The 13,597-nt window shown below is 62.1% G+C and carries 15 protein-coding genes and 1 pseudogene; all 16 read left to right on the forward strand.

Annotation, left to right across the window (positions count from 1 at the left end):
• Window positions 1-349: pseudogene (locus AC5E6N_RS11500) on the forward strand (tryptophan--tRNA ligase); the annotation flags it as partial.
• Window positions 350-426: 77 nt separating this feature from the next.
• Entirely contained in the window at window positions 427-918 is a 492-nt protein-coding gene (locus AC5E6N_RS11505; protein ID WP_491688221.1) for a universal stress protein, read from the forward strand.
• A 122-nt stretch (window positions 919-1,040) separates the two neighbouring features.
• Entirely contained in the window at window positions 1,041-1,604 is a 564-nt protein-coding gene (locus AC5E6N_RS11510) for a NifU family protein (RefSeq protein ID WP_491688222.1), read from the forward strand.
• A gap of 74 nt (window positions 1,605-1,678) precedes the next feature.
• Window positions 1,679-2,113, forward strand: coding sequence for an alpha/beta fold hydrolase (locus AC5E6N_RS11515; protein ID WP_491747950.1), 435 nt, complete (start codon window positions 1,679-1,681; stop codon window positions 2,111-2,113).
• Window positions 2,094-2,768: a tRNA (adenosine(37)-N6)-threonylcarbamoyltransferase complex dimerization subunit type 1 TsaB gene (gene tsaB, locus AC5E6N_RS11520; protein ID WP_491747951.1), complete on the forward strand. Its 675-nt coding sequence runs from the start codon at window positions 2,094-2,096 to the stop codon at window positions 2,766-2,768. The genes AC5E6N_RS11515 and tsaB overlap by 20 nt, the downstream gene beginning before the upstream one ends.
• Complete coding sequence (locus AC5E6N_RS11525; RefSeq protein ID WP_491688225.1) at window positions 2,765-3,256, forward strand: GNAT family N-acetyltransferase; 492 nt, start codon at window positions 2,765-2,767, stop codon at window positions 3,254-3,256. The genes tsaB and AC5E6N_RS11525 overlap by 4 nt, the downstream gene beginning before the upstream one ends.
• Before the next feature lie 42 nt (window positions 3,257-3,298).
• Window positions 3,299-3,727 carry a Fur family transcriptional regulator gene (locus tag AC5E6N_RS11530; protein WP_491747952.1) on the forward strand — a complete coding sequence of 143 codons (429 nt, stop codon included), beginning with the start codon at window positions 3,299-3,301 and terminating at the stop codon, window positions 3,725-3,727.
• Between the two features lie 51 nt (window positions 3,728-3,778).
• Complete coding sequence (olsA, locus tag AC5E6N_RS11535; RefSeq protein WP_491688227.1) at window positions 3,779-4,606, forward strand: lyso-ornithine lipid O-acyltransferase; 828 nt, start codon at window positions 3,779-3,781, stop codon at window positions 4,604-4,606.
• Between the two features lie 129 nt (window positions 4,607-4,735).
• Window positions 4,736-6,160 (forward strand): tRNA (N6-isopentenyl adenosine(37)-C2)-methylthiotransferase MiaB, encoded by a 1,425-nt coding sequence (gene miaB, locus AC5E6N_RS11540; RefSeq protein ID WP_491747953.1) that lies wholly within the window; start codon window positions 4,736-4,738, stop codon window positions 6,158-6,160.
• On the forward strand, window positions 6,157-7,215 hold the full coding sequence (locus AC5E6N_RS11545) for a PhoH family protein (RefSeq protein WP_491747954.1): 1,059 nt from the start codon (window positions 6,157-6,159) through the stop codon (window positions 7,213-7,215). The genes miaB and AC5E6N_RS11545 overlap by 4 nt, the downstream gene beginning before the upstream one ends.
• A 9-nt stretch (window positions 7,216-7,224) precedes the next feature.
• Window positions 7,225-7,740, forward strand: a complete 516-nt coding sequence (gene ybeY / locus AC5E6N_RS11550) for an rRNA maturation RNase YbeY (RefSeq protein WP_491747955.1) — start codon at window positions 7,225-7,227, stop codon at window positions 7,738-7,740.
• Between the two features lie 6 nt (window positions 7,741-7,746).
• The gene (locus AC5E6N_RS11555) at window positions 7,747-8,928 is read left to right on the forward strand and encodes a hemolysin family protein (RefSeq protein WP_491747956.1); all 1,182 of its coding nucleotides are present in this window, start codon (window positions 7,747-7,749) and stop codon (window positions 8,926-8,928) included.
• 173 nt (window positions 8,929-9,101) lie between these two features.
• A complete protein-coding gene (gene lnt / locus AC5E6N_RS11560) occupies window positions 9,102-10,688 on the forward strand; it encodes an apolipoprotein N-acyltransferase (RefSeq protein WP_491747957.1) in 1,587 nt (528 codons plus the stop codon).
• A gap of 162 nt (window positions 10,689-10,850) precedes the next feature.
• Complete coding sequence (locus AC5E6N_RS11565; protein ID WP_491688233.1) at window positions 10,851-11,270, forward strand: helix-turn-helix domain-containing protein; 420 nt, start codon at window positions 10,851-10,853, stop codon at window positions 11,268-11,270.
• Between the two features lie 226 nt (window positions 11,271-11,496).
• A complete protein-coding gene (gene metK, locus AC5E6N_RS11570) occupies window positions 11,497-12,777 on the forward strand; it encodes a methionine adenosyltransferase (RefSeq protein WP_491747958.1) in 1,281 nt (426 codons plus the stop codon).
• Between the two features lie 41 nt (window positions 12,778-12,818).
• Entirely contained in the window at window positions 12,819-13,517 is a 699-nt protein-coding gene (gene trmB / locus AC5E6N_RS11575) for a tRNA (guanine(46)-N(7))-methyltransferase TrmB (protein WP_491747959.1), read from the forward strand.
• Window positions 13,518-13,597: the final 80 nt, after the last annotated feature.

The raw sequence follows: 13,597 nt of genomic DNA on the forward strand, positions 1-13,597 counted from the left end.
CAAGAAGATCCGCAAGGCAAAGACGGACCCCGAGCCGCTCCCGGGTGACGTCGAGGGCCTTGCCGGGCGGCCGGAAGCCGAAAACCTTGTCGGCATTTACGCGGCGCTGTCCGATTCGATGCGCGAGGCGGTGATCGCCGAGTTTGGCGGCCAGCAGTTCTCCGCCTTCAAGCCGGCTTTGACGGAGCTTGCCGTCAGCGTCATGTCGCCGATCAACGACGAGATGCGGCGTCTTCTGGAGAGCCCCGACCACATTGACGATGTGTTGCGGGACGGCGGCGAACGGGCCGCGGCCATCGCCGGCCGAACCATGAACGATGTCAAGGATATCGTCGGCCTGCTTCGCTGAATCGCGCCCGGTTCGCGCTGGGGACTGCGGGAAACTAACGCTTGCCGCGGCGCTGGGCCGGTGGCAAACTCCGCGCCATGGTATCGAAACGACTATCCAGGGAAGAGGGTCACCGGCGTAAATTCCTTGCCGTGATCGACGATACGCCGGAATGCGAGCGGGCGGTTCATTATGCCGCCAGCCGTGCCAGGCGCACCAACGGGGTCCTCGTCCTGATCTACGTCATTGAACCCGGCGACTTCCAGCACTGGCTCGGTGTCGAGGAAATCATGAAGGCCGAGCAGCAGGAAGAGGGCAATGCCGCCCTTGAGCGCTTTGCCGCGCAGGTCAGGGAGAACAGCGGTATCGAGCCCGAACTGCAGATCCGCATGGGCACGACCGTGGATGAAATTCATGCGCTGATCGAGGAAGATCAGGACATCGCGATCCTCGTCCTGGCGTCCGGATCGGCAAAGGACGGGCCCGGGCCGCTCGTTGCCTCCATCGCCGGCCGCGGCGCCGCTTTTCCCATTCCGGTCACGGTGATACCGGACGCTCTGAGCGACGAGGACATCGAAGCGCTGAGCTGAGGGCGGCGCCGTACGGGTCTTCGTCACCGCGTCTCCTTGAAGTCGCACGCCATGTGCCTTATTTTCCAGCCATATTCAGGCGGGCCTCTGCGAAGCGCCGCCCCGGCTCAGGAGTACAGCCAATGTTCATACAGACCGAAGCCACGCCCAACCCGGCAACGCTCAAATTTCTGCCCGGAAAGGTGGTTTACGAGGGCGGTTCCGCCGATTTTCGCGATCCCGACAGCGCCGCCGAAGCCTCGCCTCTGGCAGCGCGCCTGTTCGCGATACACGGCGTGACGGGCGTATTTTACGGCTATGATTTCATCACGGTGACCAAGGATGACGCCGATTGGCAGCATCTCAAGCCGGCGATCCTCGGTGCGATTATGGAACACTTCATGTCCGGCGAACCGGTCATGAACAACGAAGCCGCGCCGGAGCTTGAGGATGAAGGCGAGTTCTATGACGAGGCCGATGCAACGATCGTGGCGACCATCAAGGAACTCCTGGAAACGAGGGTGCGCCCGGCCGTTGCACAGGATGGCGGCGACATAACGTTCAGGGGCTACAAGGAGGGACGCGTGTTCCTGCACATGAAGGGCGCATGCGCGGGCTGTCCGTCGTCAACGGCGACCTTGAAGCACGGCATTCAGAACCTTTTGCGCCATTTCGTCCCGGAAGTTCAGGAAGTCGAGGCCGTCTAGCCGCGGCTGCACGCCCGCTTTACGACACGCAACACGATGAATCTGCGCGGGGGCGACGAGCGGATGTCCGAAAAATGCTGGAAATAGGCGGGGAACGGATCTTTGTGGCCGATTCCGGCGGCGATCTGCCCGCCCTGCTTTTTGTCCATGGCATCATGATGGACGGGACTGTCTGGGACAAACAGGTCGCGGCCTTTGAGGCGCGATACCGTGATCTTGCGGCAAGGGCGCGTCAGGACGTCACGATCAATGACTATGTGACCACCGATGAGCGTTCGCAGATCGGGCTCCTTGCGCAGATCACCTTGCCGACGACGATCATCGGTGGTGACGGGGATCTGGTCTGCAAGCCGGGCGCCAGCACCTATATGGCCGAGCGCATACCCGGCTGCACCGACGGGGTTCATGTCATCGCCGGCGCCGGGCATGCGCCGTTCCTGACCCGGCCGGATGAATTCAACGCCATACTGGCCGGCGCGCTTGAAGCCCATGATCACGCTTGCGGTTGATACCTCCGCCGGCGATTGCGCGGCCTGTGTTTACGATTCGTCCGGACGCGGCGAGATCGGCCGGTCGGTCGAGCGCATCGGCCGCGGCCATGCCGAGCGGCTCTTCCCCGTCATTGCGCACGCCTTGCAGGAGGCGGGTGTGGTCTACAGCGATCTTCAGCGCCTCGGCGTGTGCATCGGCCCGGGCTCCTTTACCGGGCTGCGTGTCGGGGTTTCCGCGATGCGCGGGCTTTCCCTTGCCTTGGGCATACCGCTCGTCGGGGTGACAGCGTTCGATGCGCTCATGGTCCGGGCACAACCTGGCAAACCGGCATTGGTCGCTCTCGATGCGCGCCGCGGCGAGGTCTACGCCCAGCTTTTCGATGCAAAGCACCGGCCGGCGGGTGATCCAGCCGCCATGCCGCCCGAAGCGGCCGCGGACATTGCCGTTGAGGCTGGCGCCCTGCTGCTGGGGTCCGGCGCCGCCCTCGTCGCCGGGGCGCAGGATGCGCCCGGCCCGTCGCCCGTCGTGTCGACGGTCGATATTGGCGCGGTGGCCGAACTGGCGGCCGAAATGGAAAACCCCGCTGATTCTCCAAAACCGCTCTATCTTCGCGCCGCCGACGCCAAGCCGCAGGCGGGTTTTGCCGTCAGCCGCCGGGAGATACGCCCGTGACGGCCTCGTCACTGTTCGGATGGGGCGAGGAATTCGAGATCGTGCCGATGACGCCCGCCGACTGCGCCGATGCATCGGCGCTGCATGCGGACGGATTTTCCCGCCCCTGGACGGACGGAGAGATTGAAGCGCTGCTGGTGCAGGAACCCGTCTTCGGCTTTGTCGCCCGCCGTCCCGGCAGGTGGGCGAAGGCCGGCGGTTTTGTGCTGGCCCGTCTTGTCGAGGGCGAGGCGGAAATCCTGACCCTGGCCGTCAGGCCGAAACACAGACGGTCCGGCATTGGCTGGCGGCTGATGGGTGCGGTTTTGCGCAATCTGCGCTCCGAGGGCGCCGAAAGCCTGTTTCTGGAAGTGGACGAGGGCAATGAGGCCGCGCTGTCGCTCTACCGCAAGATCGGCTTTGCCAAGGTGGCCGAGCGTGCGGCTTATTACGACGAGGGCGGTGGAGCGAAGACGGCGGCGCTTGTCATGCGGCTCGATCTTGGGTAGGCCAGTCCGTGAATTTGCAATGTGGCGGCTGTGAGGTTGCGCGTGACAGATCAGGTAAAGTCTCTTGAGCAATTGTGCGTTGAACGCGGCATGCGCATGACCGAGCAAAGACGCGTTATCGCCCGGGTGCTCGAGGGGGCGGCCGATCATCCGGATGTCGAGGAACTCTACAGACGGTCCGTCGAGGTTGATCCGAACATCTCGATTTCGACTGTCTATCGTACGGTCAAGCTCTTCGAGGATGCCGGCATTATCGAGCGTCATGATTTTCGTGACGGCCGCTCACGCTACGAGACCGTGCCCGACGAGCATCATGACCACCTGATCGATCTCAAAACCGGGCGGGTGGTTGAGTTCCAGTCCGCCGAGATCGAGGCCCTGCAGGAAAAGATCGCCCGTGAACACGGCTTCAAGTTGGTGGATCATCGCCTTGAGCTTTACGGAATTCCGCTCGCCAAGACAAAGGACTGACATGATTGCCCGCTGTCCGGACAATCGCCTTGGTGCTGTGAGGCCGCGCCGGTGATCGCATGGATCCGCATTGTCGTCGTTTTGACGCTGATTGTCCTGTGGACGCTGCTTTTGCTGCCCGTCCAGCTCACATCGAACCGTTTCGGCTGGAAGCTTTCCTGGTATCTGCCGCGCTGGTGGCACCGGGTCGCGGCCCGCCTGCTGGGTCTGCGTATCATCACCCACGGCGCGCTCGACACGCACAGGCCCCTGATGATTGCCGCCAACCACAGCAGCTGGAAGGACATTGTCGTCCTGTCCTGCGTCGCCGATGTGGTGTTCATTGCAAAATCCGAGGTGCGGGACTGGCCGGTTTTCGGTTGGCTTGCCCGCTGGCAGCGCACGGTCTTCATCGAGCGCGAAAGGCGCCGCCGGACGGGCGAACAGGTCAGCGAGGTCGCCAAGAGGCTGGCCGATGGCGAGATCGTCGTCCTGTTTGCCGAAGGCACCACGTCGGACGGCAACCGGATCCTCGATTTCAAGAGTTCGCTTTTCGCCGCCGCGGCGTCGGCACTGGACGCATCGCCCACCGGCAGCGTTTCCATCCAGCCGGTCGCGGTCGCCTATACCCATGCCAACGGCGTGCCGCTCGGCCGTTACGGCCGCCCGCTTGCCGCCTGGCCGGGCGATACCGAACTGCCGCCGCACCTGATGGGCGTTCTGAGGGAGGGCGCGCTCGACGTTCAGGTGTGTTTCGGCGAGCCGGTTCGCTACGACAGGCAAAGCAACCGCAAGCGTGTGACGCGCGAAATCGAGCGGCAGGTCCGGCTGATGCATCAACACCAGCTCTACGGCGTCGATATGGCCTCATCCGCCCCGTTGACGGCCCGTTCCGAGTGACCGCGCCGATTGCGTTGATCGTGGTTTTGGCTTGACTCTGCCGCAAACAGCCGCGATTGGCTGTCGGGAACACTATATATTCCGGCAAAGCCGCCAGGCGGGCGGCCGGATCAAAACGGATACTCTAATATGCAGACCGAGACACTGACAAAGATGCCCGAAGCGGCTCACAAGAGCCCCGGAACCCATATGCGCAAGGTTTTTGTCAAGACCTATGGCTGCCAGATGAATGTCTATGACTCCGAGCGCATGGCGGATGCGCTGGCGCGCGACGGCTATCAGCCGACCGACGATCCCGAGGATGCCGATCTTTTATTGCTCAACACCTGCCATATCCGGGAAAAGGCCGCCGAGAAGGTCTATTCGGAGCTCGGCCGCATACGCCAGCTCAAGCAGGCCAGGGCCGAAGAGGGCCGCGACATGATGGTCGGCGTGGCCGGTTGCGTCGCGCAGGCGGAAGGCCGGGAAATCATCCGCCGCGCGCCGATCGTCGATCTTGTCATCGGTCCGCAGACCTACCACCTGCTGCCGCAGGCCGTCGCCCGCGCACGCAATGGCGAGAAGGTTGTCGAGACCGAATATGCGATCGAGGACAAATTCGATCACCTGCCGCGGCCGGAAAAAAAGGTCATCGCGTCGCGCGGCGTCACCGCTTTTTTGACCGTGCAGGAGGGATGTGACAAGTTCTGCACGTTCTGCGTGGTGCCCTATACGCGGGGATCCGAGGTCTCCCGGCCGGTCGGCCAGATCGTTTCGGAGGCATTGAGCCTGGTCGAGGCCGGCGTGCGCGAAATCACCCTGCTCGGGCAGAATGTCAATGCCTGGCACGGCGCCGGCCCGGACGGCCGCGAATGGGGGCTTGGCGAACTGCTGCGGCGGCTTGCCGAGATCGACGGTCTGGAACGCCTGCGTTATACGACCAGCCATCCGCGCGACATGGACGATGCGCTGATCGCGGCGCACCGCGATCTCGACAAGCTGATGCCCTATCTTCACCTGCCCGTTCAGGCAGGGTCCGACAGCGTACTCAAGGCCATGAACCGGCGCCACACGGCCGACGATTATCTGCGGCTTGTGGAAAGGATCCGGTCCGCCCGCCCCGACATCGCGCTTTCCGGGGATTTCATCGTCGGCTTCCCGGGCGAGAGCGATGCCGATTTCGAAGACACGCTGCGCCTGATCGAGACCGTGCGCTATGCACAGGCCTTTTCCTTCAAATATTCGCCCCGGCCCGGAACGCCGGGCGCCGAGCTTGGGGATCAGGTGCCCGAAGACGTGAAATCACGGCGGTTGGAGCGGCTGCAGACCCTGCTCCGCGAGCAGCAATCGGAGTTCGCGCAAGACTGTGTCGGGACCGACATCGATCTGCTGCTGGAAAAGCCCGGCAGGCTCGCCGGGCAGCTGATCGGGCGCTCTCCCTGGCTGCAGCCGGTGATAGTTGATGCAAATTCGTCGCAAATCGGTGAAATTATACGGGTGAGAATCACGCAGGCCGGCAAGAACTCGCTGTTCGCCGAGCCTTTGCAGGCCGAGACCGGGAGTACGACCGTTTGAACAAAGCAGGCACGATCAGGAAAAAGACCTCAGGATCGAAGACCGGTGCGTCCGACAAGACCCACATCGTCCTGACCTTCGAAAACAATCGTCTTGCCAGTGAGCTGTTCGGCCAGTTCGACCAGAATCTTGCCCTGATCGAGCAGAAGCTCGGCGTCGACGCGCGCGCCCGCGGCAATCAGGTGTCGATACAGGGCGAGGCTTCGGCCATAAACCAGGCCCGCAGGACGCTCGATTATCTCTACGAGCGCCTGCAGGACGGCGACGAGGTACAGGCCTCCGATGTCGAGGGCGCCATACGCATGTCCGTCGCCGCCGACGATCAGCTGACGCTTCCGACCATGGAAAACAAGGGCAAGATGGCCTTCGCGCAGGTCGCGACCCGCAAGAAGACCATCGTAGCGCGCACGCCCAACCAGGATGCCTATATCCGCGCCATGGACCGCGCCGAACTCCTGTTCGGAATAGGTCCCGCCGGCACCGGCAAGACCTATCTCGCGGTTGCCCATGCCGCGCAGCTCCTTGAACGCGGCCTGATCGAGAAGATCATCCTGTCGCGCCCCGCGGTGGAGGCCGGCGAACGTCTCGGCTATCTGCCGGGCGACATGAAGGAGAAGGTCGATCCTTATCTGCGCCCGCTCTACGACGCGCTTTACGACATGATCCCGGGCGACAAGGTCGAGCGTGCGATCACTGCCGGCGTCATCGAGATCGCGCCGCTTGCGTTCATGCGCGGCCGCACGCTGTCGAATGCCGCCGTTATCCTGGACGAGGCCCAGAACACGACGTCGATGCAGATGAAGATGTTCCTGACGCGCCTGGGCGAAAACGCCCGCATGATCGTCACCGGCGACCCCAGCCAGATCGATCTGCCGCGCGGCGTGAAGTCCGGACTGGTCGAAGCGCTTCACATCCTCAAGGGTGTTGAAGGCGTGGTGACGGTCCGCTTCCGCGACACCGATGTGGTGCGTCACCCGTTGGTGGCGCGGATCGTTGCCGCCTATGACGCGGAGAACGCCATGATTGCCGACAGCGGCAAGTCGGATGGCGGATAAAAGCCGCCGATGCCGACGGGCGCGCCGATCGACATTCAGATCAGCATAGAGGCCGACGGCTGGCCGGCCGCGGGCGTTCTCGAGGCCCTGTGCGAGCGAGCCGTCACGGCCGCGTGCGATTATCTCGCGCGTGAGGAGGGACTGCTCTTTCCGCGGGCGGGCTGCGAGCTTTCATTGCTTTTTGCCGATGACGAGACCGTAAGGGGCATCAACGACACATGGCGCGGTCAGGACAAGCCGACAAACGTGCTGTCCTTTCCGGCATGTCCGCTAAAGCCGGGAGGAATGCCCGGGCCCATGCTCGGCGATATCCTGCTGGCGCGCGAAACCGTTGCAGCCGAAGCCGGTGCGCTGGGTATCGCTTTCGATAACCATCTGACTCATCTCCTGGTGCATGGATTTTTGCATCTGTTAGGCTATGATCACGTTGATGATGACGACGCGCGGATAATGGAAGGGCTTGAGACTCGCATTTTGGCGACCCTCGACCTATCTGACCCCTATGAAAATACACCCCCGGCCTGACGAATGATGAGCGAGCAATCCAGCAGTGCGGCGCCGGCGGAGGCGTCTTCCGGTACACAGGATTCAGAAAGCGGCGAAGACCCTGGAAGTAGGCAGCTTCCGGTTGTCGTTTCCCAGCCGGACCGCAACGGCGCCGGCTGGTGGTCGCGGTTCCTGAGGCTGTTCCGGTCGTCGGACGGCTACAGCCTGCGTGAGGACCTGACCGACGCGCTGTCCGCCGACGGCCCGCTGGGCGCCGCGTTCACGCCCGAGGAGCGGGCGATGTTGCACAATATCCTGCGGTTGCGTGAGGTGCGGGTCGAGGACGTGATGATCCCGCGTGCTGAAATCATTGCTGTCGAATGCGGCATTTCGCTGGACGAGCTGATGGTGCTGTTCGAGGAATCGGGACATTCGCGCATGCCGGTCTATGGCGACACGCTGGATGATCCGCGTGGCATGGTGCACATACGCGACCTTGTCGCTCACCTGACGATACAGGCCCGCAACAAGCGGCGCGGCACGCGCAACGGCAACGCCAAATCCGCCAACGCGAACACGCCGCCGAAAAAGGAAAGATCCTCCAAGCCGGGCCAGTTCGATCTGACGCGTGTGGATCTCAGCAAAACCGTGGATGAGGCCGGCATCGTCCGCGATGTCCTCTTCGTGCCGCCGTCAATGCTCGCCTCGGACCTGATGCAGAGGATGCAGGCCATGCGCACGCAGATGGCGCTGGTGATCGATGAATATGGCGGCACGGATGGCCTCGTGTCGCTGGAAGACATTGTCGAAATGGTCGTCGGCGACATCGAAGACGAGCACGACGACGAGGCCGACATGATCACGCGTGTGTCGGAGGATGTCTTTGTCGCCGACGCGCGCGCCGAACTTGAGAACATCGCCGAGGTGATCGGCAGCGATTTCGATGTGGGTGGCAGGGCCGACGACGTCGATACACTTGGCGGCCTGATCTATTCGGCGATTGGCCGCATTCCGGCCCGCGGCGAGGTCGTCCGGGCGCTGCCGCAGTTTGAGTTCCATGTGCTGGAGGCCGATCCGCGCCGTATCCGCCGGGTGCGCATCGTGCGCCGCCGCGTGTTCGAACGCCGCCGCCGGCCCGCCAAGGGCGAGGCCGCCAGAACCGAGCCCGGGCCGAAGGACTCCGACAAGCGCTCGCAGCCCGAACCTGCCGGGCAGGACGCGCCCTGACGCCTGTCTGAGGCGCGGCTCAATCTTCCATGTTCGCAGTTGCGCGGCATAGGTAAACATCCGTCGACTTTTTGCTATAACACCTTGTGCGCTGGTGATTCGTCAGGCCGGGCGCGCGAGTTTTTGCGCACCATGCGTCGGGAAACACAGCGTTGGGCGGCACTGGAGGGGTTATGGAGCGTCTGGCAGGGAAGATTATGCTGCTTTGGGGACCAAGGCGGTGGGTCGTTTCCTTTTGTGCCGGTACCGCAGGCGTTCTGGCGCTCCCGCCTTTCGACTTCTTTGCTGTCCTGTTTATCTCGTTCACTTTGCTCGTCTGGCTCCTCGACGGTGCCAGCGGTCATGCCGATTCGGGCCCGCTCGGCCGTCTCGCTCCGGCTTTCTGGACCGGCTGGTGGTTCGGTTTCGGTTATTTCGTGGGCGGTCTTTGGTGGCTCGGCAATGCTTTGCTCATCGAGGCCGAGGAATTTGCCTGGGCCTTGCCGCTTGCGGTGCTGGGCCTGCCGGCCCTGCTGGCGCTCTTTTTTGGCCTTGCCACGGCCCTTGCGCGGCTTTTCTGGTCGGACGGGCTCGGCCGCATTTGCGCGCTTGCCGCCGGTTTCGGGCTTGCCGAGTGGCTGCGGAGCTTCGTTCTGACCGGGTTTCCGTGGAATGCCGTCGGCTACGGTCTGATGCCGACCCCCTTGATGATGCAGTCCTCGGCGCTGATCGGCATCTTCGGCATGTCGGCGCTGGCGGTGTTCATCTTCTCGGTTCCCTCCCTGATCGCCACCCGCCGCGGCCTCGTTCCCGGCTTTGCCATCGCACTGGCTCTGCTTGTCGCCCATCTCGGATGGGGCTACTGGCGGCTGGCCCAGCCTCTGCCCGAACCGGATGAATCGATTGTGCTGCGCATCGTACAGCCGTCGATTGACCAGTCCGAGAAGTGGGACGACGGCGAGCGCATGCGCATTTTCGCCACCTTGCTGGACCTGTCTTCGGCGCCCGCCGGCGACGGTCCGCAGCCGACGCATATTGTCTGGCCTGAAACCTCCGTTCCTTTCTTGCTGACCAGCAACCCGGAAGCGCTTGCCCTGATCGGAGAAACGCTGCAGGACGGCCAGACGCTGATCACCGGAGCGGTGCGCGAGGAACGCGGCGAGACCGGTGCCCGGACGCGGTATTACAATTCAATCCTGGTCATTGACGATGACGGGCAGATCACCGCTGCGGCGGACAAGCGGCACCTTGTTCCCTTCGGCGAATATCTTCCTTTGGAGGAACTGCTGCACCGGGCCGGGCTTGATACCATCGCCGAGACACCGGGCGGATTTTCTGCGGGCAGCCGGCGTTATACTGTGCCGATTGCTGGTGACAGGCGTTTTTTACCGTCAATATGCTACGAAATTATTTTCCCCGCCGAACTTCAGGCGGAAGGTCCGCCGGCGGATTTCATCCTCAATGTGACCAACGATGCCTGGTACGGCCGTACGTCCGGTCCGTATCAGCATTTTCGTCAGGCGCAATTGCGCGCGGTGGAAACCGGCCTGCCGCTTGTCCGGGCGGCAAACAACGGAATATCGGCCGTTACTGACGCGAGAGGACGCGTTGTCGATGGCATGAAACAAAACGTGATTGGTGCTGTTGATTTTGCCCTGCCGCAAAAAATGCCCGCAAATAGAGGCATCTGGTCGTCCCGGCTTGCCTTCTGGTTGATTATCGCATTGCTTTTGACCGGCGCACTGGTTTCACGTTACAGTTTTAGGAGAACTGACAATTGACGCAAAACCCTTAAAATTGCATAGATAATATTTGTAGAAGTAGAACCGCTGGTGTTGCCAATCAGTACAGTCTTCGAAACAGGGCGGGGGAGGCTATTACTTTAACAGCACCGGTGTCCGCAACCACGAGGCAGATGTATTTACATCTGCAGGAAAATGAAAATGACATCCATTGTGAATAAGAAAAAACCAAACCCCATCGATATTCATGTGGGCAGCCGAATCCGGCTGCGCCGCACCATGCTCGGCATGAGCCAGGAAAAGCTGGGTGATGCCTTGGGGATTACGTTCCAGCAAATTCAGAAATATGAGAAAGGAACCAACCGCGTCGGCGCCAGCCGTCTGCAAAACATATCGTCAATTCTGAACGTTCCGGTATCATTCTTCTTTGAAGATGCCCCGGGCGATCCGTCCACCGGTCAGCCGGGCGCTTCAGAAGCATCCAGTTCCAACTATGTCGTCGATTTTCTGTCTTCATCGGAAGGCCTGCAACTCAACAGGGCTTTTGTGAAAATCGGTGATCCGAAGGTCCGCCGCAAGATCGTCGATCTTGTCAAGGCACTGGCCGCAGACTCCGAATAGGATAAACTCTCGGGAAATGGACGAATTCAAAAGCGTCCACGCGCCTTTCCCGATTTCTTTCCCTCATCGCTATCAAGCGCCACGCGCCGAGGTTCCAGCAATGGTTCTGAAGGCTCTGTGCGCGCCACTTCATCATATCAAGATATATTTATATCGTTCTGCGCTTGTATTTGTCGGTCGTTTTGCATAACAAGTCGACATTCAGCAGCAGTTCCGAGAGGCGGGCATGGCGCGAAGCAATTATCTGTTCACGAGCGAATCGGTATCGGAGGGACACCCGGACAAGGTGTGCGACCGGATTTCGGATGAGATTGTCGATCTGATCTACAAGGAGGCGCGCAAGACGGGCGCCGACCCGTGGGCTGTTCGCGTTGCCGCGGAAACGCTGGCGACCACCAATCGCGTCGTCATTGCCGGCGAGGTACGCGTGCCGCCGTCGCTGATGAAGAAGGACAAGAACGGCAATGATGTGATCAATCCGTCCCGCTTCCGCTCCGCCGCCCGCCGCGCTATTCGCGACATCGGCTATGAGCAGGACGGCTTCCATTGGAAGAAGGCCCGTGTCGACGTGCTGCTCCACACCCAGTCCGCCGATATTGCGCAGGGTGTCGACAATGCGGCCGACAGGCAGGGCGACGAGGGCGCGGGCGATCAGGGCATCATGTTCGGCTATGCCTGCAATGAAACGCCGGATTTGATGCCGGCGCCGATCTACTATTCCCATCAGATTCTGCGGCACCTTGCGGAGGCGCGCAAGAAGGGCGAGGGCGATGCGGCCTTTCTCGGCCCGGACAGCAAGAGCCAGGTCACGATCCGCTATGTCGACGGAAAACCGCACGAAGTCACCCAGATCGTGCTGTCCACACAGCATCTTCATGACGGCTGGGATTCGCACAAGGTCCGCGAGGTCGTCGAGCCCTATATCCGCGAAGCGCTCGGCGATCTGTTGATCGCTGACGACTGCAACTGGTACATCAATCCGACCGGAAAATTCGTCATCGGCGGTCCGGACGGCGACGCCGGACTGACGGGCCGCAAGATTATCGTCGATACCTATGGCGGCGCGGCGCCCCATGGCGGTGGCGCTTTTTCCGGCAAGGACACCACCAAGGTCGACCGTTCCGCCGCCTATATGGCGCGCTATCTTGCCAAGAACATCGTCGCCGCGAAGCTCGCCGAACGCTGTACCATCCAATTGTCCTACGCCATAGGGGTTGCGCAGCCGCTGTCCATCTATGTCAACCTGCACGGCACCGGTAAAGTGTCCGAAGAGCAGGTGGAAGAAGCGATTCGCGAAGTGATTGACCTGTCGCCGACCGGAATTCGCCGCCATCTGGATCTCAATCGTCCGATCTATGCCAAAACGGCCGCCTATGGGCATTTTGGACGCAAGAGCGGCCGCGACGGCTCGTTTTCCTGGGAAAAGACCGACCTTGTGAAGGCGCTGAAAGCCGCGCTCAAGGCCAGGACGGCAAACGGTGCCGCGCAACCGGCGGCCGTGCTATGATCGGCTGACCGAAAGGCCAATCGTTCAGGAAGCCCATCGCGATGTCGTCCGAGCGTCCCACACGTGCGACGGAGGCGTTCTTCGGCCGCCGCAAAGGCAAGGCGCTGCGGCCGGCGCAGGCCAAGGCGCTCTCGGTGCTGCTGCCGGCGTTGCGGCTTGATCCGGAAACGTCCGCGCCAACGGATCTGTCCGCGCTCTTCGGCCGGGCGTTCGACAATTATCGCCTCGAAATCGGATTTGGCGGCGGCGAGCATCTCCTCTACCGCGCCCGCGCCATGCCGCGGACCGGTTTTATCGGTGTCGAGCCCTTCGTGAACGGCCTCGCCAAATGTGTCGCCGCTCTGGCGGCCGACCCCTTGGACAATATCCGCCTTTACGACGACGACGCCACCCGCCTTCTGGACTGGCTGCCCGAGGCCTCGCTCGATCAGGTCGATCTGCTGTACCCGGACCCGTGGCCGAAAAAGAAGCACTGGAAGCGCCGCTTCGTCTCTCCGGTGAATCTGGAGCGGATCGCACGGGTGCTCAAACCCGGCGGATTGTTCTGTTTTGCCTCCGACATCGACAGCTATGTGAACTGGACGCTGCTCCACACGGGCAATGATCCGCGGTTCTCCTGGCTGGCCGAATGCGCCGACGACTGGCGTCTTGCCTTCAAGGGATGGCCCGGCACGCGCTATGAGGCAAAGGCGCTGCGCGAAGCGCGCGTCCCGGCCTATCTGACATTCGAGCGAAGATAGGCGTCAACCGCCTTGCAATCTGCGGGCTTCAAGAGTATATGAGGCCAAAATCTTGATCATCCTGAGCAAGAGTGGGCCGC

It is taken from the genome of Hoeflea sp., assembly GCF_984452065.1.